The sequence below is a fragment of the Pseudogracilibacillus sp. SO10305 genome, assembly GCF_037072005.1.
GTDB classification, from domain to species: Bacteria; Bacillota; Bacilli; order Bacillales; family Amphibacillaceae; genus Pseudogracilibacillus; species Pseudogracilibacillus intestinigallinarum.
Window position 1 is genome coordinate 53,072 of the sequence record NZ_JAXHDE010000011.1, and the last position, 26,674, is coordinate 79,745.

Consider the following 26,674-nt stretch of genomic DNA (forward strand, 5'->3'; position numbering starts at 1 on the left):
TTCTTGTAAATGGATATGTGCATCATACATTTTAGGGAAACACCTTATTTATATAGGTGTTTCCCTAATGGTCTAGTATTTTCGTATATATGATAATAAGAATATAACAATGAATAAGTATTGATTTTCCTTAATGATGTAACGTTTAAGATAGAAAGGATGATGAGTCCGTATGAAGCGAAAATTTGGGTTGAAATTTTTTCAGCCGACAGAAAAGTATTCAGGTAGTTGGTCAATTTTAGAAGAAAAAAGTAGAGAATGGGAGAATATGTATCGTGAACGATGGTCCCATGACAAAGTTGTGCGAACCACACATGGGGTAAACTGTACTGGTTCATGTAGTTGGAAAGTATTTGTGAAAAATGGAATTATTACATGGGAAAACCAACAAATAGATTATCCATCATGTGGACCTGACATGCCAGAGTTTGAACCGAGAGGATGTCCGCGTGGAGCCTCCTTTTCTTGGTATGAATATAGTCCACTTCGTGTGAAATATCCTTATATGCGTGGTCGTCTATGGCGATTATGGCAAGCAGCATTGGAAGAACATGAAAATCCCGTTGATGCATGGGCAAGTATTGTAGAGGATGAAGAAAAAGCAATGTCATACAAAAAAGTCCGTGGGAAGGGTGGACATGTACGGGTCGATTGGCAAGATGCATTGCAACTAATTAGTGCGCAATTAATTTACACGATTCGTAAATATGGTCCAGATCGTATTGCAGGGTTTACCCCTATTCCAGCGATGTCGATGATTAGTTATGCTGCTGGTTCTCGTTTTATTAGTTTGCTAGGCGGAGAAATGCTAAGTTTCTATGATTGGTATGCAGATTTACCACCTGCGTCTCCACAAATTTGGGGAGAGCAAACCGACGTTCCTGAGTCATCTGATTGGTATAATACTGGTTATTTAATTATGTGGGGATCCAATGTTCCACTAACTCGTACGCCGGATGCACATTTTATGACAGAAGTACGTTATAAAGGTGCAAAGGTCGTTTCGGTTGCTCCAGATCATGCGGAGAATGTGAAGTTCGCGGACAATTGGTTACCGGCAAATCCAGGAACAGATGCTGCATTAGCCCAAGCGATGACACATGTTATTTTAGATGAATTTTATGTAAAACGTGAAGAAAAAATGTTTATCGATTATGCGAAACAATATACAGATATGCCTTTTTTAATCATGTTGGATGACCATGACGGAAAATATAAAGCTGGACGCTTCCTACGTGCAAGTGATATTGGTGACTCGACCGAGCATGCTGATTGGAAACCACTCCTTATCGATCAAATAAAAGACGATATTATCGTGCCAAATGGAACGATGGGACAACGTTGGGAAGAAGAGACGAAATGGAATTTAATATTAGAAAATGAAGATGGGACATTTATTGATCCAGCAATGTCCGTGTTAGATAGTGAAGCGACAATAGAAGAAATAGTCTTTCCATTTTTTGATCAAAAGGAAAATGGTGTATTTACAAGACATATTCCGACAAAGACGATTACATTGCAAGACGGTACAACGAAAAAAATTGCTACTGTCTATGATTTAATGTTGAGCCAATACGGGGTAGACCGCGGGTTCAATAGTCCATATGACGCTAAAAGTTATGAGGATGAAACATCGCATTATACACCTGCATGGCAAGAAGCAATTACGAGTGTGAAAGCATCAATCGTCGTACAAGTTGCTCGTGAATTTGCCCAAAATGCTATTGATACAAATGGTCGTTCTATGATTATTATGGGAGCTGGAATTAACCACTGGTTTAATAGTGACACGATTTATCGTTCTATTTTAAACCTCGTTATTTTAACTGCTTCTCAAGGTGTCAATGGTGGAGGTTGGGCACATTATGTCGGACAAGAAAAGGTACGCCCGATTGAAGGATGGTCTACAATCGCATTTGCTAAGGATTGGCAAACACAAGCACGTCAACAAAATGCGACATCATTTTTCTATTTTGCAACAGACCAATGGAAATATGAAGAAAGTGGAACAGATGCGTTAAAATCACCACTTGCAGATGATATTCGTTACCAACATCCAGCAGATTATAATGTGCTAGCTGCAAGACTTGGTTGGCTACCGTCTTATCCACAGTTTAATAAAAATAGTTTGTTGTTCGCCGAAGAAGCGGCTCAAGAAGGGAAGACGTCAGAAGAAGCTATTGTTCAACATGCATATGAACAAGTCGTTACAGGTGAAGTAAGAGCAGCAGTGGAAGATCCTGGTTCACCAGAAAACTTCCCGAAATCACTGTTTGTATGGCGCTCCAACCTTATTTCAAGTTCGGCAAAAGGGCAAGAATATTTTATGAAACATTTACTTGGTGCTTCAGATGGATTGCTTGCTTCACCAAATGAAGATGAAAAACCAGAAGAAATTGTCTGGAGAGAAGATGTCGAAGGAAAATTAGATTTGCTCGTTTCTTTAGATTTCCGGATGACTTCGACACCTTTATATTCTGATATCGTTCTTCCTGCTGCAACGTGGTATGAAAAAGATGATATTTCCTCCACAGATATGCACCCATTTGTACACCCGTTTAATCCGGCGGTAGATCCATTATGGGAGTCTAGATCAGATTGGGATATTTATCGTTCTTTAGCGGAAACGTTTAGTGAAATGGCAGAGGAACATTTACCAGGTATTTATAAAGACCTTGTTACAACACCACTTGCACATGATACGAAAAGTGAAATATCACAACCGTTAGGTAAAGTAAAAGATTGGAAGAAGGGCGAAATTGAACCGATTTTAGGTAAAACAATGCCGAACTTCTCTGTTGTAGAGCGAGATTACACGAAAATTTATGATAAATTCGTTTCGTTAGGCCCGTTATTAGAGAAAGGAAAAATAGGTGCGCACGGTGTTGCGTTCCCGGTTGAAGAAGAGTATGACGATATAAAGAAAATTAACGGCACACATTTTGATGAAACAATCAAAAATGGTTTACCGATGATGCGGACTGCAAAGCAAGCGATAAATGCCGTATTACATTTATCTTCTGCGACGAATGGAAAAGTATCTCAAAAAGCTTGGGAAACTGCAGAAGGCATAACAGGAATGGAATTAAAAGATATTTCAGCAGACCGGGCAGCCGAAAAAATTACGTTTGAAAATATTACAGTTCAACCGAGAGAGGTTATTCCAACACCTGTATTTAGTGGATCGAATAAAGCAGGTAGGAGGTATTCACCATTTACGACGAATATTGAACGATTTGTTCCATTTCGAACATTGACTGGAAGACAGCATTTCTATATCGATCATGAAATATTTTTACAGTATGGTGAATCATTACCTGTTTATAAACCAACATTGCCACCACTTGTTTTTGGGGCAAACGATAAGAAAATTGTCGGTGGAAAAGATGCACTCGTTTTACGTTATTTAACACCACATGGAAAATGGAATATCCATAGTACGTATCAAGATAATTTGCATATGCTGACATTATTCCGCGGTGGTCCAACTGTTTGGATTAGTGATGTAGATGCAAAAGAACATGATATTGACGACAACGAATGGTTAGAAGTATATAACCGCCACGGTGTTGTAACGGCTCGAGCGGTCGTAAGTCACCGTATGCCAAAGGGAACGATGTTTATGTATCATGCTCAAGATAAACATATTCAAGTTCCAGGTTCTGAAATTACCGAACAACGAGGTGGAAGCCATAATGCACCAACGAAAATTCATGTAAAACCGACACAAATGGTTGGGGGCTATGCCCAATTGAGTTACGGATTTAACTATTACGGTCCGATCGGAAACCAACGTGACGGATATGTGGCTGTCCGCAAGATGAAGGAGGTAAATTGGCTTGAAGATTAAAGCGCAAATTGCAATGGTCATGAACTTAGATAAATGTATCGGGTGTCATACGTGTAGTGTGACATGTAAGAGCACTTGGACGAACCGAAAAGGTGCCGAATATATGTGGTTTAACAACGTTGAAACGAAACCAGGAATTGGGTATCCGAAACGTTGGGAGGACCAAGAACATTATAAGGGCGGCTGGCAAATGCGAAACGGCAAACTCGAACTAAAATCAGGTTCGAAAATGTCTAAGGTCGCATTAGGAAAGATCTTTTATAATCCAGATATGCCTGAGATGGAAGATTATTATGAACCATGGACATATGATTATGAAAGTTTAACGACGGCACCGGAAAAGAAACATACACCGGTTGCACGTGCAAAATCAGCTGTAACAGGCGAAAAAATGGATTTAGAATGGGGACCGAACTGGGAAGATGATTTAGCTGGAGCTCATATTACAGGTCCTCAAGACCCAAATATTCAAAAAATTGAAGAGGAAATCAAATTCAATTTTGAAAAATCGTTCATGATGTATTTACCACGTCTTTGTGAACATTGTTTAAATCCGAGTTGTGTAGCATCATGTCCGTCTGGTGCGATGTATAAACGTGATGAGGATGGAATTGTATTAGTCGATCAAGAAGCATGTCGTGGTTGGCGTTACTGTATGACAGGGTGTCCGTACAAAAAAGTATATTTTAACTGGCAAACGAATAAAGCAGAAAAGTGTACGTTTTGTTATCCAAGAATTGAGTCTGGACTACCAACAGTTTGTTCTGAAACATGTACAGGGCGAATTCGCTATTTAGGTGTTTTGTTATATGATGCGGACCGTGTGTTAGAAGTTGCGTCAACACCAGATGAGAAAGATTTATATGAAGCACAGTGCGATTTATTTTTAGATCCGAACGATCCTGAAATAATTAAGCAGGCGAGAAAAGACGGAATTGCAGAGGAATGGATAGAAGCGGCACAAAATTCACCCGTTTATAAATTAGCAATCGAATATAAACTAGCATTCCCATTACACCCAGAATATCGTACATTACCAATGGTTTGGTATGTACCACCATTAAGCCCGATTATGAGTTATTTTGAAGGTAAAGATTCGATTAAAAATCCAGACATGATTTTTCCTGCAATTGAAGAAATGCGGACGCCGATTCAATATTTAGCGAATATGCTTACGGCTGGTGATACAAAATCAGTGAAAGAATCATTACAACGAATGGCGATGATGCGTTCATACATGCGAGCACTATCATCTGGGAAAGATTTTGATGAAAGTCGGTTAGATCGTGTCGGTTTAACAGCACACCAAACGCAACAAATGTACAGATTACTAGCAATTGCGAAATATGAAGATCGCTTTGTCGTTCCAACATCACATCGTGAAGGTTATATGGATCCATATCGTGCACAAGGTTCGATGGGATATGATATGGGTTGTGACGGATGTGGACCTGCTTCACCAAATCCACCGAAAAAATCAGGGAAAGAAATTTATGAGGAAAATTTCTATGGGGGGATTTGGCGTGATTAACTTAGAAAAATTGTACAGTCAGAAAACAGCGTTTGGATTTTTTGCACAACAATTAACCTATCCAGAAAAAAGCACTTACCATCCAAAGTTGTTTGAAGAAAGTATTCAAGTAGATGATCCAGCATATCCATTCATAAAACAATATTGGGAAAACGTACAATCGTACAGTTTAGAACAGCTACAAGAATTATATGTACAAACATTTGATTTTCATAAAAAGGCAACCCTTTATATGACATTTTTTAAATTTGAAGATGCGAAAGAACGCGGGCAAATGTTAGCGAAATTAAAAGTTATGTATGAAATGTTTGGGTTAGAAATGCCGAGTGGCGAGTTATCAGATTACTTGCCACTCATAAGTGAATTTTTATATGCAGCTGAATGGCTTGGAGATAGTAGGGCAGAAGACAGCTTCAATATTTTAATGGCTGTATTAGAAGATGGTACATATCATTTATTACAAGGGTTGGAGGAAATAAATAGTGTGTACTATCCACTCGTGAAAGGATTTCGTGAAACATTGAAGGCGTGTTTGCAAGAGGAGGTCATGTCAAATGAACATGATTGACCAGCTTTTGTGGGTGATTTTTCCATATATATGTATCGTTACATTTATTGTCGGACATATATTTAGGTATCGAACAGATCAATTTAGTTGGACGGCAAAATCAAGTGAATTTATTGAGAAAAAACAATTAATGATCGGAAGTCTTTTGTTTCATATCGGTATATTTCCAGTTATTTTAGGGCATGTATCAGGGTTGGGTATACCGAAGTCATGGATGAATGCAATCGGTGTGAGTGATCATTTATACCATTTAGGAGCTGTTTATATCGGTAGCTTTTTCGGGTTTATTACATTGCTCGGGATGATTATTTTAACATCGAGACGGTTTACGAAAAAAACCGTCCGCAAATTAAGTACGACATCTGATTTAGTCGTAAATGTTGTTTTATTGTTTATAGTTTTTATGGGCATGTATGCGACATTAGTTACCAATGCTGTACAACCAGATTTTGATTATCGTGAAACTATTTCTGTCTGGTTTCGCCAATTATTCCTATTAAGTCCAGATGCATCTTTAATGCAATCTGTTCCACTTGCATTTAAATTACATGTATTATCAGGCTTCTTTATTTTTGGAATGTGGCCATTTACGAGACTCGTTCACGTGTGGAGTGTACCATTAAATTATGTCGGAAGAAGTTATATTATTTATCGAAAAAACCGAACATAATCTATATTATGATACGTCAAAATATATTCAACTCTATTCATGCTCACAGAAGGACGAGAGGAAGTATTATTTTGACGTTTTTCACAATAGGTTCCTCTTAGTAAATATTTTTCGACTACTCTATTATCGTGTACACTAAAGACAGGATAACAGAGTGGTAAGAGGAGGAAGTAGTATGGCAAGGTCGATTCAAAGAATGATAGAAAATATAAAAGAGAAATATGCATTAGACTTTGTCGCTGTGACAAATGTGTATATGCAACCATATGAAACTAATTTAAGATGGGAATATGCGGTCGGGAATATCGGAGAAAGGTTTAAGCGAATCGTATTAAAGTCCGGAAAAGGAATCGCAGGCATCGTCTATAAAACAGGTAAACCAATGCATGTGGAAAACACGGAAGAAGCCTTTACAGACGATACGTTATTTAATTATCCAATTATCGTATCCGAAAAAATAAAAAGTATGTGTGCGATCCCACTTTACGAACAAAATCGAGTAAAAGGGGTTGTTTTGCTAGGTTTTCGAGAAAAAGACAAAATGACAATAGAACTTTATGATAAAATATTAGGAAACATAGAAGCGGATTTTCAATATATTTATCATAAGGAGATGGTCACAAAATGAAGCAAACAGTTCCTTCGTCCTTGCAAAATTACTTATTGAAAATGTATGACAACAGTTCGGAAGCAATTTTCTTCTTTAATGTCGTCGGCAACCTCGTCTATTTGAACAATGCAGCAAAGCAAATTGTCGATATAGAAGTAATAGAAAAAATGTTTTTAGGAGAAGCGAATGCGATTTGTTTAACTTGTCATGGATATACAAGTGAGGATGCATTAGTCACGTGTAAATCTTGTTATTTTCATGAGGAATCGCGGGATTTTAGCTCTTTTCAATTATTTTTGAATACAAAAAATGAAGGAGTTGTCCCTTATGCTGCGAGTTTTCAAACAATCGATGAACAATATGGAATTAAAATGCTCATGTTAAGACCGTTAACAAAACAGATGGAAACACAAAATAAATTATTAGAAAATACGACGGTAAAAAAAGTGATCAAGGCACAAGAAGATGAACGGAAACGAATATCACGGGAGTTACATGATAGTGTCGCTCAAGAAGTGCTCAGTTCTTTATTAGAGATTCAACTAGTTAAATATTTACCTAATGAAGAAGCAATCCATGAAAAATTACAACAAATTGAAGGATCCTTATCTCGCTTATTAGATGATATTAGCAATATGTCTGTTGAATTAAGGCCAGCATCTTTAGATGATTTAGGTATTGAAGCTGCCTTTCGCTCCCATTTTAGTTGGATTGAAAAAAATTACGGTTTAGAAATTCATTATACATCTGAAATTAACGGACAACGCTATAATAGTGAGATAGAAACGGTCATCTATCGTGTTGGACAAGAAGCTATACTGAATGCTTTAAAATATGCCGATGTGGATGAAATTTTTGTCCATCTATATGAAGCTGATGACAACGTGATGTTGCATATTATTGACCAAGGAAACGGATTTAATTTAGCGAATTATAATGCGAAAGGAACAGGTTTAGGTTTATTTGGTATGAAAGAACGGACAGCACTCGTAAATGGGACAATACAGATTGATACAGAAATTGGCAAAGGAACAAAGGTCGTCTTATCTGTGCCAATTGAAGGGGGAATATAAGTGAAAATCGTCATAGCGGATGATCACGCTGTCGTTCGAAGTGGATTTTCGATGATCCTTAATTATCAAGAAGATATGGAAGTCGTTGCTACGGCAGCGGATGGAATGGAGGCATACCAAAAAGTAGCGAAATACGAACCGGATATTTTATTACTCGATATTAGTATGCCACCAGGAGAAAGTGGGTTAATTACGACGGGTAAAATCCATGCAGATTTTCCAAATACAAAAATATTAATTTTAACGATGTACGATGAAGAGGAGTACATGTTTCACGTCTTAAAAAGTGGTGCATCTGGATATATTTTAAAAAATGCTCCTGATAAAGAGTTAGTACATGCGATTCGCGTTGTACACGATGGTGGAACATACATTCATCCGAAAATGGCGACATCGCTTGTAAAAGAGTTTGTCGAAGAGAATAAAAGTCACGCACCAGATGATCCGTTTCACGTTTTATCCAAACGTGAATTAGAAATTTTACCACTTGTCGCCAAAGGTTATGGCAATAAAGATATCGCAGAAAGATTATTTATTTCCGTAAAAACAGTGGAAGCACATAAAGCGAAAATAATGGATAAGCTTCATTTGAAAACACGTCCAGAGCTAGTCGAATATGCATTTAAGAAAAAGTTATTAGACTTTTAAAAGGAGGCCACTTGCCGATGCAATTTCAGACGAAAGATAAAGCTTTAAGAATTTTAGAAAATGAACATCGTTATTTAACATATTTAATGGATGAGTGGCATGAGATCATTTTAAATTTTGAACATGATATTTACGATGAAACGACAGGTAGAGAAGCATTCCAAACATTGCGTAAACAATTGATTGCTTTTATAGATCCATTAAAAAATCATACAGAGAAAGAAGAGAACTATTTTTTTCCACTGTTAGGGCAATATATAGGATTAGAACAAGGGCCAATATTATCGATCGAAGAAGAGCATGCAGAAATTGATGCATATATCGGTCACTTTTTACATCATACGAGAATGTCTTTAGACACATTGTCATTAGCTGATATGAAAGCATTAGTTAAAGATGCGGGAGAAGCCTTTGAAGTGTTAACGGTGCACTTCGTAAAAGAAGAATCGGTGTTATTTCCGATGGCCGAACGAATGATGCGGGAAACAGATAAAGAGAAACTATTAGAACAAGTGAATACGCTCATTATTTAATATGTTAAGGGAATATCCGAGGTAAGAGAGGGTACTCCCTTATTCGTTTCTATTTGTACTTTAGGTAAAATATAGATAAGGAAATTAATACTTATACATTCATTACCTAAGGAAAAGGTGAGCTTTTATGATTAAAAAAATGCAATTACCATTACAAACATTAAACTTAGTCGTTGGATTTATGGTATGGGTTATTATTTCGTCTCTTTTACCATTTATCCAAGAAGATATTCAAATTCCAGCAGATAAAATTGCTATTTTAACGGCGATTCCGGTCGTGTTAGGGTCCATCTTACGTATTCCATTAGGCTATTATGCGAATGTGTTCGGTGCAAGAATTGTATTTCTCGTTAGTTTTATTTTATTGTTATTTCCAGTGTTTTATATTAGTGAGGCATCAAGTTATATTGATTTAATGATTGGTGGGTTATTTTTAGGGATCGGTGGAGCAGTTTTCTCTGTCGGGGTAACATCTCTTCCAAAATATTATCCGAAAGAAAGACATGGGTTTGTGAACGGGATTTATGGAGCAGGGAATATTGGAACAGCAATTTCTACTTTTGCTGCACCAGTTATTGCAACACAAATTGGTTGGTCGATGACTGTAAAATTATATTTAATTTTACTACTTATTTTCGCACTATTAAACTTTGTTTTTGGTGATAGAAAAGAAGAACGAATGAAGGCACCGATTGTTAAGCAAATTAAATCCGTCTATAAAAATGAAAAACTATGGTATTTTTCTTTATTTTATTTCATTACATTCGGATCATTCGTAGCATTTACCGTTTATTTACCAAATTTCCTTGTCGGTTATTTTGAATTAGATAAAGTAGATGCTGGGATGAGAACGGCAGGATTCATTGCAGTCGCTACAGCATTACGTCCAGTCGGTGGTTGGCTGGGAGACAAGTTTCAGCCTTTATTTTTACTGATGGGTGTATTCGTTACATATACAGTAGCAGCTATGTTACTAGCCTTTTCACCATCCATCTTTTTATATAGTGTCGGTTGTATCGTAATTGCCATAAGTGCAGGAATTGGAAATGGAGTTATTTTTAAACTAGTCCCTTATTATTTCCAACAGCAGGCAGGTATCGTAAATGGTATCGTCTCGATGATGGGGGGATTAGGAGGATTTTTCCCACCGTTATTACTTGCAGCGATTCATTCCATCACTGGTCAATATTCGATTGGTTTCATGTTATTATCTTCTGTTTCGTTAGCAAGTTTAGTCATCGTCATTAGCATGCATTATCAAGATAAATTAGAAGTGGCAAATGAAGTGTTTAATTCTACCGGGCAAGGGATTTTAGTAACGGATCGAAGTGGCACTATTTTAGCGATTAATCCTGCATTTACGATGTTAACAGGATATACTGAAGCAGAAGCGGTCGGAAAAACACCTGCTATATTAAAAACAGGTCGTCAAGATAAAGCATTTTATGATGAAATGTGGCATAGTATCCATGAAACTGGAATGTGGCAAGGGGCTATTTGGAATAAGAAAAAAGATGGCGAAGAATATTTAGAGTGGTTAAATATTAGTGCTGTAAAAGATGGTGCTGGCGAAGATGTTCGTTATGTCGGTACGTTTACAGATATTACAGATGAGGAATTATAAAGAAAAAAGAAAGGTGGAGACTAATGGCTGGACCAGCATTGAAACAATTACATGCACATCGAGCAATTCATGATGGTGGATTGTCAGGTGCGATCGAAAAAACAGAAACCTTTTTATCGCTTTGGTGGGAAAAGAAACTAGAAGGAGCGGAAGCCGCATTAGATGATGTCATCGATTATTGGAAAACGAGAATTATAAGTCATGCGGATGCAGAAGAGTCAGGATTTTATGAAGAAGTTGTAACGAATGATCCGTCTTTAGAACGTGCAGTCATTCAATTGGAAAGAGATCATGAATTATTACGGATTATCGTAAAAGATATCGAGATGGAAAGAAAAAATGAAGGGATAAATGATCAAATTATTCAAAAGTTATTTACACTTATTCACGTGAACGAGATTCATAGTCGCGATGAAGAAAGATTATTGTTCCCGCATGAACATTAAGCCATTTTAATGAAATATATGTATACATGCGTGATTGCAGTGTACGATGCATATACAAATTAGATGAAAACCGGTGAGTTTGAGACTAACTATTCAGTTAGAATAAAATACGAATCATCGACCGATGGTACTTCGTAAATTTGGGAAGATGGTATGTAACATACATTGTTCGTATTTGGAAAGTTATTACTAACTGATAGCTCAAACTCACTATTTTTTTCGAAATAAACATGCATTCTAACGGATGGATTTGCCTAGTATAGTTGAAGTATGTGCTACTGCCAGACCGTACGAGATCTTAGTAGATACCAAGCTTTCGTACATCTCTTACGTTGTAATTATAAATTGAGAGAGTATAAATAGTTCGTCCTTTTTGTATTCTAGTGAGTATTATCCCTCTTTTACTCGTTCAGGATATGTATATACATTCATCTGTTCGTTACGGACAAATCCAATAGTAGTAATTTGTAAATCATTCGCTAGTTGCAAAGCTAAGTTTGTCGGTGCGGCATTTGATATAATAATGCCGATTCCCATTTTAGACACTTTTAATAAAGCTTCCGAAGAAAGTCGACCACTAAAAACAATGATTTTATCACTTGGTCGGATATGCTGTTGCAACATATGTCCATATATTTTATCTAATGTATTATGTCTCCCAATATCTTCTCTAACAGTAATAATAGCATCAGATGTTGCAAGTGCCGTATTATGCACTCCACCAGTTGCTTTAAATAACTCTGAATGTTCTTGCATATCGTTCATTAACTTCACACATTGTGCTACTGTAATAGAAGTTGTTGTATAAATTGTCCTCGCTGTTCGGGCATCACTTTTAAAATAAAATTGTCTACTTTTGCCACAGCATGAACCGATAAACCGTTTGGAATGATCATGTTCTATCATTGGCATCGTTTTATGTAGTTCTATATAGACGAAGCCTTTCGTTTCATCTATTTGAATGGATGTGATGTCTGATGTTTGCAAAATAATACCTTCAGAGGCAAGAAAACCTACTGTAAGTTCTTCTATATGAGTTGGAGTGCAAACAATCGTTGCAAACTCCTCCCCTTGAATGAAAATCGTAAAAGGGAATTCAATGGCAATTGTGTCATCAAAAGTATACGTTTGATTGAGTGTATACCTCGTTGTTTTCCACTGTTCATATACCTTTTTATCCATTGAAACTTCTCTCCCTCCCAATTGAAACATACCTTATTTTACTACAAATAGTGTAGCATATTTAAAAATATTGCTCTAGTTAGTTTTCCTATTGGCATACGAATCGATAACTTGTTAAAATAAAGTAAGCGGTTAAATAAATGTCGCGACATAGAGGAGAATGAAAAAATGAACGAAACATATATTTTAGCGCTTGACCAAGGAACGACGAGTTCACGCGCGATTTTATTTAATAAAAAGGGAGAAATTGTTACGTCTGAGCAACATGAATTTCAACAATTTTTTCCAGAGCCTGGCTGGGTCGAACATGATGCAAATGAAATTTGGACGTCAATGCTCGCGTGTATTGCGGGTGTTTTACGAAAAGCTGATATACGTCCAACACAAATAGAAGCAATCGGTATTACAAACCAACGTGAAACAACGGTCGTATGGGATAAAGAAACAGGAAAACCAATTTATCATGCCATCGTATGGCAATCACGCCAAACGGCTAGTATTTGCGATGAATTAAAAGAAGCTGGACTTGAATCTTTATTTCAAGATAAAACAGGATTACTATTAGATCCTTATTTTTCCGGTACGAAAGTAAAATGGATACTGGACAATGTAGAGGGAGCTAGAGAGAAAGCAGAACGTGGAGATCTTTTATTCGGCACGATTGATACGTGGCTCGTTTATAAATTATCTGGTGGAAAAGCACATGTGACAGACTATTCCAATGCGTCACGTACATTAATGTTTAATATTTATGATCTTACATGGGATGATGAATTACTAGATATTTTAACTATTCCAAAAAGTATGTTACCAGAAGTATGCTCTTCTTCTGAAGTATATGCTCATACAGTAGATTATCATTTCTTCGGTGCAGAAGTGCCAATTGCCGGTATTGCGGGAGATCAACAAGCAGCATTGTTTGGGCAAACATGTTTTGAATCTGGTATGGCAAAAAATACATATGGAACAGGTTGTTTCATGTTAATGAACACAGGAGAAACAGGTGTCAAATCGAATCACGGGCTCTTAACGACAATTGCTTGGGGATTAGACGGAAAGATTGAATATGCTTTAGAAGGTAGTATTTTCGTTGCTGGATCGGCTATTCAATGGTTACGTGATGGCATGCGTATGATTAAAAATAGCGCCGATAGTGAGTTATATGCAAAACGTGTAGACTCGACAGATGGTGTATATGTCGTTCCGGCATTTGTAGGCTTAGGAACACCTTATTGGGATAGTGATGCTCGTGGCGCTGTATTTGGTTTAACACGCGGAACGACGAAAGAACATTTTATACGTGCGACATTGGAGTCTTTAGCATATCAAACGAAAGATGTATTAGATGCGATGACGAAAGATAGTGGAATGGAATTAAAATCACTTCGTGTAGATGGTGGTGTCGTAAAAAATGATTTATTGATGCAATTCCAAAGTGATTTATTGCATGTACCAGTCGACCGTTCTAGTATAAACGAAACGACAGCGCTCGGTGCAGCATATTTAGCAGGTCTTGCGGTCGGCTTTTTCGAAAGTAAAGCAATGATTGAACAATTATGGCAAAAAGATCATACATTTGTAGCGGAAATGGATGAGAGAGAACGTGATACATTGTATACAGGTTGGAAAAAGGCAGTAGAAGCAACACGTATCTTTACGTCATAAATCATGAAAGAGGTGGGCAAGATGAAAAAAATTATAAATGAAGCAAATCAAGTTGTGGATCATATGATAGAAGGGATGCTTGCTACATCTCCTGATTTATATAAACGACTTGAGGATAAAAACGTCATTACTCGGAAAAATGCACCGACAGATGGAAAGGTCGCAATCATTAGTGGTGGTGGAAGCGGACACGAGCCAGCACATACAGGATATGTTGGCAAAGGCATGTTAGATGCGGCAGTAATTGGGGAAGTGTTCACTTCTCCAAGTGCGGCCGATATTTATGAAACGATTAAAGCGGTCGATAGTGGAAGTGGTGTATTTTTAATAATAAAAAATTATGCTGGGGATGTCATGAATTTCGAGATGGCACGTGAATTTGCTGAGACTGAAGGCATTCAAATCGATCAAATTATTGTCCGTGATGATATTGCGGTGGAAGATAGTATATATACCGTTGGTCGACGCGGCATTGCCGGGACAATTTTTGTTCATAAAATTATTGGGGCTTTGGCTGAAACAGGTGCATCCTTAGCGAAAATAAAGGAAGTAGCAGAACAAGTTGTGAAAAATGTCCGCTCAATTGGTGTTGCAACAAATCCTTGTACGATTCCTGCAGTCGGCGAACCTACTTTTACTTTAGAAGATGATGAGATAGAAATTGGAATCGGAATCCATGGAGAGCCTGGTATAGAAAGAAGAAAAATGATGTCTGCATCTGAAATTGCAACATATATGTTGGATAGAATTTTTGTCGATATCGAAATAAACAGTGGGGACGATGTTGCAGTGCTTATTAATGGGCTCGGCGCAACTCCTGAAATGGAATTATATATTATACAACATGAAGTGGAGAAAATTTTACGAGAAAAAGGAATCAATATATATCGAGCATTTGTCGGTGAATATATGACAGCACTTGAAATGGGTGGTTGTTCTGTGACATTGCTAAAGTTAGATGGGGCATGGAAAGAACTATTAGATGCTCCATCTGATGCGAAAAATTTCTTTGTTCGTTCATAAAAGGGTGAAGTAAATGGAAATTACGAAAGAGCATATAAAATGTTGGATAAACAAAATAAATGAGAAAATAACAGAGAATAAATGTTATTTAACGAAATTGGATCAACCAATTGGAGATGGGGACCATGGCGTGAACATGGAACGAGGTTTTCAAGCAACAGTAAATATGCTCGAGACGACATCCTATGATACAGTTTCTAGTATGCTTAAAGCGTGTGCTTTATCCGTTATGTCAAAAGTAGGCGGGGCGGCAGGACCTCTATATGGTACAGCCTTTTTACGGATGTCCTTACATCTAAATGGAGCACAATTGGTCACAGAAAAAATGTTTATCGAAGCATTGGAAGAAGCGGTTGTCGGCATGAAAAAACGCGGTCGTACCGAAGTCGGCGAAAAAACGATGATTGACGTTTGGGCACCTGTCGTAGAAAAACTGCAAAAGGACGGAGCGTTTCATGCAAGTGCCATCATTCAGACAGCAAAAGAGGCACGAAATAAAACCGAACATATTGCTGCGTCAAAAGGGCGTGCAAGTTTCTTTAAGGAAAAATCGGTAGGCTATATCGATCCTGGTGCAGCTTCCTCGTATATTATATTTGAAGCTCTCGCGGAAACATTAGAAGAAGGAGCGTGTCAACGTGGCTAATGTAGGTATCGTATTAATTTCACATAGTGTGCAAATTGCTAGTGGGGTAAAAGAATTAATTCAACAAGTAATCCAAGAAGTTCCAATTGAATTGGCGGCCGGAACAGAAGATGGACGAATCGGTACAACAATAGAAAAAATTTCATCCGCCATTGATGCAGCAAACAAAGGAGACGGTGTCCTTTTGTTTTATGATTTAGGCAGTGCCAAAATGAATGCCGAAGTCGTCTTAGAAATGCTGGCTGATGACCAAATTGTCATCGCCGAAGCGCCAATCGTAGAAGGATCCTACATCGCTGCGGTGGAAGCTAGTATGGGAAAGACATTGGAGGAAATATTGGAGACATTGTGGACAGGGTTTCCAGCGAATGACAATAATATGAAATAATTCCGCAAGTAGTTGTGTGATTTCCGTTTGACTTGCGGATATATGGTATAATTCTGCAAGTCATCGCGTATTTCCCTTTACACTTGCGGATATATGGCTTAATTTCGCAAGTTATCACGTATTTCCCTTTACACTTGCGGATATATGGCCTAATTCCGCAAGTTAACGCATATTTCCCGTTAGACTTGCGAATATATGGCTTAATTTCGCAAGTTCCCACGCAATTCCCGCCGCACTTGCGAATATATGGTATAATTCCGCAAGTTATCGCATATTTCCCGTTAGACTTGCGAATATATGACTTAATTCCGCAAGTTCCCACGCAATTCCCGCCGCACTTGCGAATATATGGTATAATTCCGCAAGTTATCGCATATTTCCCGCTGTACTTGCGAATATATGGCTTAATTTCGCAAGTTATCACATATTTCCCGTTAGACTTGCGAATATATGGCTTAATTTCGCAAGTTCCCACGCAATTCCCGCCACACTTGCGAATATGTGGCTTAATTTCGCAAGTTCCCACGCAATTCCCGCCACACTTGCGAATATATGGTATAATTCCGCAAGTTCCCACGCAATTCCTGCCACACTTGCGAATATAAATATACCTAAGAGAACCCCGCGTACACATACATCCCGCCAAAAAAGGTACTAAATCAAAATAGATTTAGTACCTTTGTTTATAATGGAAAGTTTATTTTTTACGAATGCCAATGACACGACCGACTTCTTTCGGTGTCTCTTTTGTATCCGACTGTGCTTTAAATTCAAGAACTTGTTCATGAATCACTTCTGGGAAGTTTCCGGCACGTCCAGTAGATTGGTCGATACCCATTAACATTTGTTCACTTGTCGCTGTCTTGTTTCCATCAGCGTCGAATAATGTAAAGAACATATGCAATCTCTTTGCATCATGATCGATTAAATGTGCCTCTACTTTGTAAGGACTGTCTTGATGCATTTCTAATACATATAAAATATGTGTTTCAAGTGTATAAATTGTATACTGTTGTTCCGTACGAAATGTTTCATCGATGCCTAGGCGAATCATTAATTCATCGACTGCTAAACTAAAGATGCGTGCATACTCTGCATCGTTTAAATGTCCATTATAGTCCACCCATTCTTTTTGTACGGTTCCTGTTAATATAGGTTCATTCCATGTCAATGCAATTTCCCCCTTCATCCATTACTTAGCTTCTGACCAATATTTTTGAAGTAAGTCTTGTAATTCAATTAAGAAATTATCACGTTTTTCTTCTAATTCTTTAATAGTAGAACCTTCTGATTGTGCAGCTGTTCCTGCGATAACTTTTTCTTTCAGGTCCTCTGTTAATTCAGGTGCAACGAGTTTTGTCCATGGTGATTTTAATGCTGGACCAAATTGGTCTAACATATGACGCATTCCTTGTTCACCACCAGCTAAGTGGAATGTTAAGAAAGGCCCCATTAGCGCCCAACGTAAACCTGCGCCATAAATAATGGAATCATCAATTTCTTCTGTTGTTGCAACCCCATCATTTACTAAGTGTAATGCTTCTCGCCATAATGCTTCCATTAAGCGGTCTGCAATATGTCCTTCAATTTCATGACGGACGATTAATGTTTTCATCGAAGCAGATTGATAGAAATTTTCAGCACGTTCCATAATGTGCGCGGGTGTTTTTTCTCCTCCTACTAATTCAACTAATGGAATTAAGTAAACAGGGTTGAACGGATGTGCAACAATGACACGTTCTGGATGATTGCCACAAAACTGTTGTAATGTAGAAGGTTTATACCCAGAAGTACTTGATGCGATAATAGTGTCGGGATGTGCAATACGATCAATCTCACTTAATAATTTTTGTTTTAGATCTTCACGTTCTGGCGCATTTTCTTGTACCAAATCAGCTGAAGCAATTGCTTTTTCAAAGTCCAGTTCAAAAGTTAAATTACCTTTTGAAGCACCTTCTGCTAATCCTTTTTTCTCTAATGATTTCCATGCGTGATCAACCGCAATACGTAATTTTTCTTCCGCGCCTGGAGCAGGGTCTGTCGCTGTCACATTGTATCCATGTGCTAAAAATCGAGCGATCCAACCACTGCCAATTACTCCGCTTCCGACAACTGTAATGTTTTTAATATTTGTATTCAATGTTAAAGCCTTCTTTCTGCCATTATTTTCTTAAGTTTAAAAAGTCTCTCGCTTCATCAGGTGACATTGGCTCTGAACCTGCCGCTTGCATGATGTTTACCATCTTATCTACAAGTTGTTCGTTCGTTGCTAAAACACCTTTTTCTAAATATAAATTATCCTCTAATCCTACACGTACATGTCCGCCTAATAAAAATGATTGCATCGCTACTGGGAATTGTTGACGTCCAATACCAAATGCAGAGAAATGAGCACCTTCAGGTAGACGGTTCTTTAAATAGATTAATGTTTCAGGATCAGCATCCATTCCCCAAGGAATTCCCATACAAAATTGGAATAGGGGATCTTCATTGATTAATCCTTCGCTCATTAACTGCTTTGCTAAAAGTAATTGACCAGTATCAAAAATTTCTAACTCTGGTCGTACTCCAGCATCTTGAATCATTTTTGCGTGTTCTTGTAACCAACCATATGGACTAATATATACTTGGTCACCAAAGTTTAAGCTTCCACAGTCAAGTGTACATAATTCAGGTAATAGTTTTTCAACTGGTGCATGACGTTCACTCGGTGTTTGCATCCATGTTCCAGGTCCACCTACAGTAGGATCCTCTTTACTTGGAATCCAATCTCCACCACCACCAGCAGTAATATTAATAATAACATCTGTATCACTTTCGCGAATTCGTTCTACTACTTCTTCGTAATGTTCCATTTTATGGCTAATACCACCAGTTTCCGGATCACGAACGTGAATATGTGCTACAGTAGCACCTGCATTTGCAGCTTTAATTGCAGAATCTGCGATTTCCTTTGGTGTTACCGGTACATGTTCACTTCTACCCGCTGTATCTCCAGCACCAGTTACTGCACATGTTACCATTACTTTTTTAAGCATAAAAAACGCCTCCTAAAATTTTATTTTGGTACATATTTAAATACTTCGCCACTTTCGAAAAACTCATTTAATCTACGAATCCAATCATAGTAAGCTATCCATTCATGTAATTCGTGTAATAGCTCGTTATACATTTTTTCCTCTTCCTCTGTTAGATTAGGAGAGCTCTCAAGGTCGCGAAGTTTTTTTTCTACTTTTCTTTCAAAATGTCGATTGCGATCAATCGCTTTTCGCCAAGCAGAAGTGAATATAGAAATGAAAGTATCATAGTAATCATTTTCTACTTGGAATAAATCTTTTCGAACATTTTTCTTATATACACGTTCAGCGATATTCATATCAATCATATCTCGAACGATTTGACTCATTCTCGTTTTACTCATACCAGTGGCATCAGCTAATCCATCTAATGTCATTGGTTCGCGGTTCATATAAATCGTCCCAAGCACTTGCCCTAAACTTCCTTGTACACCGAAAGCCTGCATATTATCTGCTATTTTATCGACAAAATCCATTTCAATATCTTGAATTTTATCAGAATTATTGGACATGTTTATACCTTCTTTCAATGAATTAATTACTTACAACTAATTAGCTCGTCCTGGTTGTAATCGTCGTTCAATCCATCCTAATATTAAATCTGTAATAACAGCCATTAATGCTGTCGGTACAGCACCCGCTAAAATAATCGCAGTTCCATCGGTTGCGTTTGTACCTGTTACGATAATCGCACCAAGTCCCCCAGCACCAATGAACGCTCCAATTGCGACAATACCAATCCCAATTACTAAAGCAGTTCGGATACCTGCCATAATGACACTAATAGCTAATGGTAGTTCGACCATGCGAAGCAACTGAAACTTCGTCATACCAGAGGCATGTGCCGCTTCAATAATATTTTTATCCACATCTTTCATACCAACATATGTGTTTTGTGTGATTGGTAAAATAGAATACAGGATCAAAGTAACAATTGCTGTGTTCGTTCCGAGTCCTAATACAATCATAATAACAGCCATTAATCCAAGTGCAGGGATCGTTTGGATAATACTACCAATAGATAATACCCAGCTACTTAACTTTCCGTACTTTGCAATCAAAATACCTAAAGGGACTGAAATAATGGAAGCAAACAATACACCATAAACAGCCATTAGAAAGTGACGATAAAATTCTGTCCAAATATAGTCTGCATTTTCTGCTGTATATTGAAGAAACTCTATTATTGTTTCCACATTAATTCACCCCTTCTTCGTCAGTTGAAAAGTAATGATGTTCCTCTAAAAATTCTTCGGCAACTCGTTTCGGATTAACCTTTTCTACGTCTGCTCGATAGTTTAATTCTTGCATATCTTCCGTGCTAATTTGGTTTTCTAACCTTTTGAAAATATCTTCTATTTCCGGATATTGTTCTAATACTTCATTATTAATAACAGGTGAAGCATCATACGGTGGGAAGAAATACTTGTCATCTTCTAAAACGACCAAGTCGAATTCTTTAATACGTCCGTCTGTAGAGTAGGCAAGAACAACGTCCATGTTTCCACTATTTGCAGCTTGATATACTAATCCAATGTTCATCGGGAACACATCACCGAAGTCAAAGTATGTTTCTGTAAAACCTTTGTATCCATCACCTTCACGATTTACCCAAGCGTTATCGACACCAAATCGTAAATCATCTGCGAATGGTTCAAGGTCTGAAACAGTTTCTATATCATTTTCTTCCGCAAATTCTTTAGTAACAGCTACAGAGTAACTGTTTTCGAATCCGTATGTCTCTCCCCATGTTTGGTCAAACTGTTTTTTGAATTCCTCTTGTACAATTTCTAATGCTTTAGCTGGTTCTTTTTCCGGCTCCATATTGAGCGCACCAGCAATATCAGTTCCTGTATAACGTGTACTAGTCATATCTAAGTCACCACGGATCATACCTTGGTGTTGCACGATAGAAGAACCTAATTTAGTTACTTGGCTAGTTGTCGCATCGGTTTCTTTTTCGATTAAAATAGCTAAAATATGTGCCATTATTTCGGATTCAGATGTTGCTAAGGACCCGATTTTTATGGTATCTTTTGATGTTTCCGCTAAACCTGGTAAGGAACACCCTACAAGCATAAGAATGATTGTGAAAAGGATGCTTATTTTTGTAAAAATACGTTTCATTATTCCACCTCCAATATTATGCAACTTTTTCATTTACACCTTTTAATCCTGTTGGTGTTAACTTGTTTTCTAATATGGCTAGTAGTCTATCAGCAATAATTGCTAAAATAGTTGCAGGAATGGTACCAGCTAATATAAGTGATGGTTTATATAAGTTTAATCCATCGAAAATAAAGTCCCCTAGACCACCACCGCCGATGAATGCTGCTAATGCAGCCCAACCGATTAAATAGACTGTTGAAAGGCGAATACCAGCCATGATGACAGGTATAGAAAGTGGTAATTCCATTTTAATAATTTGTTGCCAATTACTCATTCCCATTCCTTTTCCAGCTTCTTTTACTTCCTTATTCACATCACGCATACCGATATATGTATTTCGTAAAATAGGAAGTAAGGAATAGAAAAATAACGCTAAAATCGCTGGGAATTTTCCAATACCTATTAAAGGGATGAAAAATGCTAAAATCGCTAAACTTGGAATCGTTTGTAAAATCCCGACGAAAGATATGAAATACCCTGCAAATTTAGGAATTCGGGATAATAAAATACCAAGTGGTACAGCTACTAAAACACCTAATAATATCGCTGTTAATGATATATATAAGTGTTCTCCAGTTTTCACTAAGAGATCTGTTCCATGTTCAGAGAAAAACTCCTTCATATTATCTCTACCTCCTATTCTGATGCTTTAACCATTTCGTCTAATTCTGTACCGTCTCCCCAAATCGTGTCATATACAACATCAATTAATGTTGCACGTTTGACGATACCTTCTAATTGATTATGTTCATTTACAACTGGCACATATGAAATACCTAATCGAAGAATTCTTCTTACAGCATCTCTTAATAAGCTATCACTATAAACGGAGAATACTTCCTTGTTCATAATATCTCCTACAAGTTCTGCCTCTTTATAATGCTTTTGAATCGTTTCTAAATCTACATATCCTTGTAAAGTGTTGTCTGTATCTACTACTAATAATGAGTCCACACGTTTATCACGCATCGTTGCAATTGCGTTTTTAAGTGATGTAGATGTTTCAACAGTAATTGGTGAACTTAACATAATTTGTCCAACCTTTGTTACATCTGGGCGACCTTGGATAAGAATATCTTTTCCTAAGAAATCTTCCACGAATTGGTTCGCTGGATTTCTTAAGATTTCATTCGGAGAATCAGCCTGTACAATTTGTCCATCTTTCATGATAACAATTTTGTCTGCTAATTTAATTGCTTCATCCATATCATGTGTAACGAATACGATCGTTTTATTTAATTCTTTTTGTAACTTTTTAAATTCTTCTTGTAAACCATCACGTGTAATTGGATCTAGTGCACCAAATGGTTCGTCCATTAAAATTAATGGAGGATCTGCAGCTAACGCACGCAATACACCGATACGTTGTTGTTGTCCACCACTTAATTCATGTGGGTATCTTTGTAAAAATTCTTCTGGCATGTTCACTAATTTTAATAGTTCGCGTGCACGTTCCTTTTTCTTTTCTTTTGGCCATTTTAATAATGTACCAACTAAAACAATATTTTCTTCGATTGTCATATGTGGCATTAAACCAATTTCTTGAATGACGTAGCCAATAGAACGTCGAAGTTGTACTGCATTTTGTTTCTTTATATCTTTTCCATCGACTAAAATAGTTCCTTCCGTTGCATTAATTAGTCGATTGACCATCTTCATTGTTGTTGTTTTCCCGCAGCCACTCGGACCAATAAAACATACGAATTCTCCTTTTTTAATATGTAAATTAAAGTCTTTTACTGCGACCGTACCGTCTTGATATTTCTTTGTTACGTTTTTAAACTCTAACAATGATCTCCACCTCCAAAATAAAAACAGTTATAAAAAAAGTATAGATGAAATGAAAAAAATAATAAAATTTCATATAAGGACATAATAGTCCATAAACTTTGTACAGTTTAAATTGTACAAAGTTTACAGGAGTATATCGTACAATTCCTCCAAATTCCTCCGTTTAACGACAAATTACATTTAATGGATTGTTTTAATAGAGGTTGATAAGAAAAAATCCATATGATATATGAAGATAATTTTGAAAAAATGATGGAAGGTTATTGTCTGCTTATTGGTGTATTCACATCATAGAGAAAGGGAAGATTCTGTGTCATTTTTTGAAGGTTCATCCATGAAAATAGAGGGCTATCAGAGAAAATTAAACAAAATAAGGACCTTAGTACAGTAACGTACCAAAGTCCTTAATTTATTTCAATAGTTCATATAAACGACAAGTTTGCTTTTCGTAATCAAAAAAAGTATACCAAGGATAGTTTTATTCTAACTTAAATAAGTTTTTCTAAGTTTAATCGTTTATTTAAGAAATACATAATATAAATTGCAACACCCATTGTGACAAATTCACTTATTCCAAGTGATAACCATAATACTCCAAAAGCATCTGGTACATCTGCAAAAAAGATAAGCATGTACGCAATGATGTACATATTAATCGAAAATACAGCTGTGTTGATCCACATAAGTGCAATTTTGTTTTTCACAAAACGAGCGATATACATTGTAATTCCTAAAGATAATGCCGTATGTAATACACCGAAGATGATATCTGCTTTTGTCGGTGAAAACACTAAATTGGCAAGAAATACTCCAACAACAATCCCGAAGAAATATTTTTTATTTAAGACGATTAAATGGTTAAATAACTCCGAAATTCGAAATTGGATCCCTAAAAATCCGAATGGTGCAACAACGGCAGTTACAACAAAATAAAGTGCTGCAACAAGCGCGTTAATGACTAATGTTCTTGATTGCATAATATAATTCTCTCCCTTAGTTTTTTTACGTTGGATGGTTCCGAACAACGTGTAACCTTGCTTATAATACTAGTAATCATCTAATTTTTCAAATAATGAGCACTAGAAAGAGCTAAACTTACTATATTATTTTTTCAACTATTGAGGTAATATAAAAATACGCTTTAGATCAACAGGAAGGAAATATGATAAAAGCACTATTTTCATCTTTCTTCTAAATATGACTTGACAGGTAGGAATTATATGAATATGATAGTGGATAAGATGATACGTATCGAAATATAAGCTGACTAGAAAACTAGAGGCGAAACAAATCACTATATCGTGATTTGTTTCGCCCTTTTTTTATATTATTTTATGGTGGGGTGTATAAAAGTTGCAGCTACAAGTAAGAAACAGTCCTTTTAGTGAAGAACAAGTTCAATTATTAAATCAGTTATTGGGGAAGTTAACCGGTACACAGAGGGTTTGGCTTAGTGGTTATTTAACCGCTGAAATAGCCACAGATATGAGTGCAATCGAACAGGAACCAACCCATATGTTACAAGAAGTACAAGTGACAGAGACAAAAGAAGTAACCGTTCTATACGGTACTCAAACAGGAAATGCTCAATCATTAGCGGAAAATTTCACAGAACAATTACTAGGAAATGGCTTAAAAGTAAATGCAATTTGTATGAATGAATTTAAAGCGCGAGATATAAAAAAATTAACCCATGTCCTTATTATCATTAGTACCCATGGTGAGGGAGATCCACCTGATAATGCGATAGAGTTTTGTGAGTTTATCCAAAGTAAGCGTGCACCAAAATTAAATGATTTACATTATTCTGTGCTTGCTTTAGGTGATAGTTCTTACGAGCAGTTCTGTTTAACTGGAAAGCAAATTGATGAACGCCTCGAAGCATTAGGAGCGACTCGTATTGCTGACCGAATAGACTGTGATGTAGATTTTGATGAAGATGCCGAAAGTTGGTTTACATCTATCTCATCAGAGCTAAAAGAACTAACGGCAATTACTCCAAAGAACGTAGCGAATACAACGAGTGAAAATAAGGTAACGTCGCTCTATTCGAGAACAAATCCTTTTGAAGCAGAAGTATTAGAAAATATAAATTTAAATGGGCGTGGGTCGAATAAAGAAACACGACATATTGAATTGTCTATCGAAGATGCCAATTTAAAATTTGAACCTGGCGATTCTATCGGAATTTATCCAGAAAATGATCCACATTTAGTAGAACAATTGATGATGAGTTTTGGATGGGAAAAAGATAAAGAAATGACGATAAAGGATCATGCGTGGACGATTGAAAATGCGCTAAAACATTATTATGAAATCACTCGCTTAACTAAACCTATCTTAGAAAAGATAGCATCCACCTTTCAACACGAAAAACTAACGACTTTATTACAAGAAGAACATAGAAATGAATTAATGGAATATATAGAAAATCATGATCTATTAGATTTAATAGAGGACTTTTCCTTACAACATACGAGTCCACATCAGTTATTACCATTATTACGTAAAATGCCTGCACGTCTTTATTCGGTCGCAAGTAGTTACCACGCCAATCCGGACGAAGTACATTTAACCGTAGGGGTAGTTCGTTATCATGCTGGAGGAAGGGAGCGAAATGGTGTTTGTTCGACACAATTTTCACAGCGTATAGAATCAGGAGACAAAGTGAAAATGTATGTGCATAAGAATGATCAGTTCCGTTTACCAGCAGACGATCAAGTACCGATTATTATGATTGGACCTGGAACAGGGATTGCCCCATTTAGATCTTTTATGGAAGAAAGAGAGGAAATGGGTGCAAAAGGAAGATCGTGGCTGTTTTTTGGAGATCAACATTATAGCACAGATTTTTTATATCAAATTGAATGGCAACGTTGGATAAAACAAGGTGTTTTAACGAAAATGGATGTTGCATTTTCACGTGATCAAGAAGAAAAAGTATACGTACAACATAAAATGTGGGAAGAAAAAACAATGTTCTATCAATGGTTAGAGGAAGGGGCAGCGATTTACGTTTGTGGGGATGAAAAAAGCATGGCGAAAGATGTACATGAAACGATTTTGCGAATTATTCAAGAGGAAGGGAATAAATCTGAAGAGGAAGCAACTGCTTACTTAAAAATGATGCAACAACAAAAGCGTTACCAACGTGATGTGTATTAAAGAATAAGATGGAGA

26 protein-coding genes and 1 riboswitch are annotated in these 26,674 nt (G+C 36.9%); of the genes, 15 read left to right on the top strand and 11 right to left on the bottom strand.

Features of this window, described 5'->3' with window-relative positions:
• The first annotated feature begins 172 nt into the window (after positions 1–172).
• The 10 genes from SPD45_RS09835 (at position 173) to SPD45_RS09880 (ending at position 11,553) form a co-directional block, all read left to right on the top strand.
• Entirely contained in the window at positions 173–3,850 is a 3,678-nt protein-coding gene (locus SPD45_RS09835; RefSeq protein WP_336267557.1) for a nitrate reductase subunit alpha, read from the top strand.
• Complete coding sequence (gene narH, locus SPD45_RS09840; protein WP_336267559.1) at positions 3,840–5,381, top strand: nitrate reductase subunit beta; 1,542 nt, start codon at positions 3,840–3,842, stop codon at positions 5,379–5,381. Before SPD45_RS09835 ends, narH begins: the two co-directional genes overlap by 11 nt.
• On the top strand, positions 5,374–5,949 hold the full coding sequence (narJ, locus tag SPD45_RS09845; protein ID WP_336267561.1) for a nitrate reductase molybdenum cofactor assembly chaperone: 576 nt from the start codon (positions 5,374–5,376) through the stop codon (positions 5,947–5,949). The genes narH and narJ overlap by 8 nt, the downstream gene beginning before the upstream one ends.
• A complete protein-coding gene (narI, locus tag SPD45_RS09850) occupies positions 5,936–6,619 on the top strand; it encodes a respiratory nitrate reductase subunit gamma (RefSeq protein ID WP_336267562.1) in 684 nt (227 codons plus the stop codon). Before narJ ends, narI begins: the two co-directional genes overlap by 14 nt.
• A gap of 175 nt (positions 6,620–6,794) precedes the next feature.
• The gene (locus SPD45_RS09855) at positions 6,795–7,247 is read left to right on the top strand and encodes a GAF domain-containing protein (protein WP_336267563.1); all 453 of its coding nucleotides are present in this window, start codon (positions 6,795–6,797) and stop codon (positions 7,245–7,247) included.
• Positions 7,244–8,302 (top strand): sensor histidine kinase, encoded by a 1,059-nt coding sequence (locus SPD45_RS09860; RefSeq protein ID WP_336267565.1) that lies wholly within the window; start codon positions 7,244–7,246, stop codon positions 8,300–8,302. Before SPD45_RS09855 ends, SPD45_RS09860 begins: the two co-directional genes overlap by 4 nt.
• Complete coding sequence (locus tag SPD45_RS09865; protein WP_336267566.1) at positions 8,303–8,950, top strand: response regulator transcription factor; 648 nt, start codon at positions 8,303–8,305, stop codon at positions 8,948–8,950.
• A gap of 17 nt (positions 8,951–8,967) precedes the next feature.
• Entirely contained in the window at positions 8,968–9,483 is a 516-nt protein-coding gene (locus SPD45_RS09870; RefSeq protein WP_336267567.1) for a hemerythrin domain-containing protein, read from the top strand.
• 127 nt (positions 9,484–9,610) lie between these two features.
• A complete protein-coding gene (locus SPD45_RS09875; RefSeq protein WP_336267569.1) occupies positions 9,611–11,107 on the top strand; it encodes a nitrate/nitrite transporter in 1,497 nt (498 codons plus the stop codon).
• A gap of 23 nt (positions 11,108–11,130) precedes the next feature.
• Positions 11,131–11,553 (top strand): hemerythrin domain-containing protein, encoded by a 423-nt coding sequence (locus SPD45_RS09880; protein ID WP_336267570.1) that lies wholly within the window; start codon positions 11,131–11,133, stop codon positions 11,551–11,553.
• Positions 11,554–11,943: 390 nt separating this feature from the next.
• On the opposite strand, the gene fdhD is transcribed toward SPD45_RS09880, so the two are convergent.
• The gene (fdhD, locus tag SPD45_RS09885; RefSeq protein WP_336267571.1) at positions 11,944–12,735 is read right to left on the bottom strand and encodes a formate dehydrogenase accessory sulfurtransferase FdhD; all 792 of its coding nucleotides are present in this window, start codon (positions 12,733–12,735) and stop codon (positions 11,944–11,946) included.
• A 168-nt stretch (positions 12,736–12,903) separates the two neighbouring features.
• Between fdhD and glpK the strand changes: the two genes are divergently transcribed.
• The 4 genes from glpK to dhaM are packed head-to-tail and all read left to right on the top strand — an operon-like array spanning position 12,904 to position 16,457.
• Positions 12,904–14,400 (top strand): glycerol kinase GlpK, encoded by a 1,497-nt coding sequence (glpK, locus tag SPD45_RS09890; RefSeq protein WP_336267572.1) that lies wholly within the window; start codon positions 12,904–12,906, stop codon positions 14,398–14,400.
• Positions 14,401–14,421: 21 nt separating this feature from the next.
• Entirely contained in the window at positions 14,422–15,423 is a 1,002-nt protein-coding gene (gene dhaK / locus SPD45_RS09895) for a dihydroxyacetone kinase subunit DhaK (protein WP_336267573.1), read from the top strand.
• Positions 15,424–15,436: 13 nt separating this feature from the next.
• On the top strand, positions 15,437–16,069 hold the full coding sequence (gene dhaL, locus SPD45_RS09900) for a dihydroxyacetone kinase subunit DhaL (RefSeq protein WP_336267575.1): 633 nt from the start codon (positions 15,437–15,439) through the stop codon (positions 16,067–16,069).
• A complete protein-coding gene (gene dhaM, locus SPD45_RS09905) occupies positions 16,062–16,457 on the top strand; it encodes a dihydroxyacetone kinase phosphoryl donor subunit DhaM (RefSeq protein WP_336267576.1) in 396 nt (131 codons plus the stop codon). The genes dhaL and dhaM overlap by 8 nt, the downstream gene beginning before the upstream one ends.
• A gap of 420 nt (positions 16,458–16,877) precedes the next feature.
• Here dhaM and SPD45_RS09910 read toward each other — a convergent pair whose 3' ends face one another.
• The 10 genes from SPD45_RS09910 to SPD45_RS09955 all read right to left on the bottom strand — a co-directional run bounded on the left by SPD45_RS09910 (position 16,878) and on the right by SPD45_RS09955 (position 24,471).
• A complete protein-coding gene (locus SPD45_RS09910; RefSeq protein ID WP_336267577.1) occupies positions 16,878–17,048 on the bottom strand; it encodes a hypothetical protein in 171 nt (56 codons plus the stop codon).
• A gap of 106 nt (positions 17,049–17,154) precedes the next feature.
• A complete protein-coding gene (locus SPD45_RS09915; protein WP_336267578.1) occupies positions 17,155–17,628 on the bottom strand; it encodes a thioesterase family protein in 474 nt (157 codons plus the stop codon).
• Between the two features lie 21 nt (positions 17,629–17,649).
• Complete coding sequence (locus SPD45_RS09920; protein ID WP_336267579.1) at positions 17,650–18,597, bottom strand: 3-hydroxyacyl-CoA dehydrogenase NAD-binding domain-containing protein; 948 nt, start codon at positions 18,595–18,597, stop codon at positions 17,650–17,652.
• Positions 18,598–18,619: 22 nt separating this feature from the next.
• Positions 18,620–19,495, bottom strand: a complete 876-nt coding sequence (locus tag SPD45_RS09925) for a 3-keto-5-aminohexanoate cleavage protein (RefSeq protein ID WP_336267580.1) — start codon at positions 19,493–19,495, stop codon at positions 18,620–18,622.
• Between the two features lie 20 nt (positions 19,496–19,515).
• Positions 19,516–20,046: a GbsR/MarR family transcriptional regulator gene (locus tag SPD45_RS09930; RefSeq protein WP_336267581.1), complete on the bottom strand. Its 531-nt coding sequence runs from the start codon at positions 20,044–20,046 to the stop codon at positions 19,516–19,518.
• A gap of 36 nt (positions 20,047–20,082) precedes the next feature.
• The gene (locus SPD45_RS09935) at positions 20,083–20,730 is read right to left on the bottom strand and encodes an ABC transporter permease (protein ID WP_336267582.1); all 648 of its coding nucleotides are present in this window, start codon (positions 20,728–20,730) and stop codon (positions 20,083–20,085) included.
• Position 20,731: 1 nt separating this feature from the next.
• Positions 20,732–21,661 carry an osmoprotectant ABC transporter substrate-binding protein gene (locus tag SPD45_RS09940; RefSeq protein ID WP_336267583.1) on the bottom strand — a complete coding sequence of 310 codons (930 nt, stop codon included), beginning with the start codon at positions 21,659–21,661 and terminating at the stop codon, positions 20,732–20,734.
• A gap of 16 nt (positions 21,662–21,677) precedes the next feature.
• Complete coding sequence (locus SPD45_RS09945) at positions 21,678–22,325, bottom strand: ABC transporter permease (RefSeq protein ID WP_336267584.1); 648 nt, start codon at positions 22,323–22,325, stop codon at positions 21,678–21,680.
• 14 nt (positions 22,326–22,339) lie between these two features.
• Entirely contained in the window at positions 22,340–23,494 is a 1,155-nt protein-coding gene (locus tag SPD45_RS09950) for a betaine/proline/choline family ABC transporter ATP-binding protein (protein WP_336267585.1), read from the bottom strand.
• A gap of 488 nt (positions 23,495–23,982) precedes the next feature.
• On the bottom strand, positions 23,983–24,471 hold the full coding sequence (locus tag SPD45_RS09955; protein WP_336267586.1) for a QueT transporter family protein: 489 nt from the start codon (positions 24,469–24,471) through the stop codon (positions 23,983–23,985).
• Between the two features lie 10 nt (positions 24,472–24,481).
• Positions 24,482–24,526: riboswitch (PreQ1 riboswitch) on the bottom strand.
• Between the two features lie 321 nt (positions 24,527–24,847).
• Between SPD45_RS09955 and SPD45_RS09960 the strand changes: the two genes are divergently transcribed.
• Positions 24,848–26,659 (top strand): assimilatory sulfite reductase (NADPH) flavoprotein subunit, encoded by a 1,812-nt coding sequence (locus SPD45_RS09960; protein ID WP_336267587.1) that lies wholly within the window; start codon positions 24,848–24,850, stop codon positions 26,657–26,659.
• Positions 26,660–26,674: the final 15 nt, after the last annotated feature.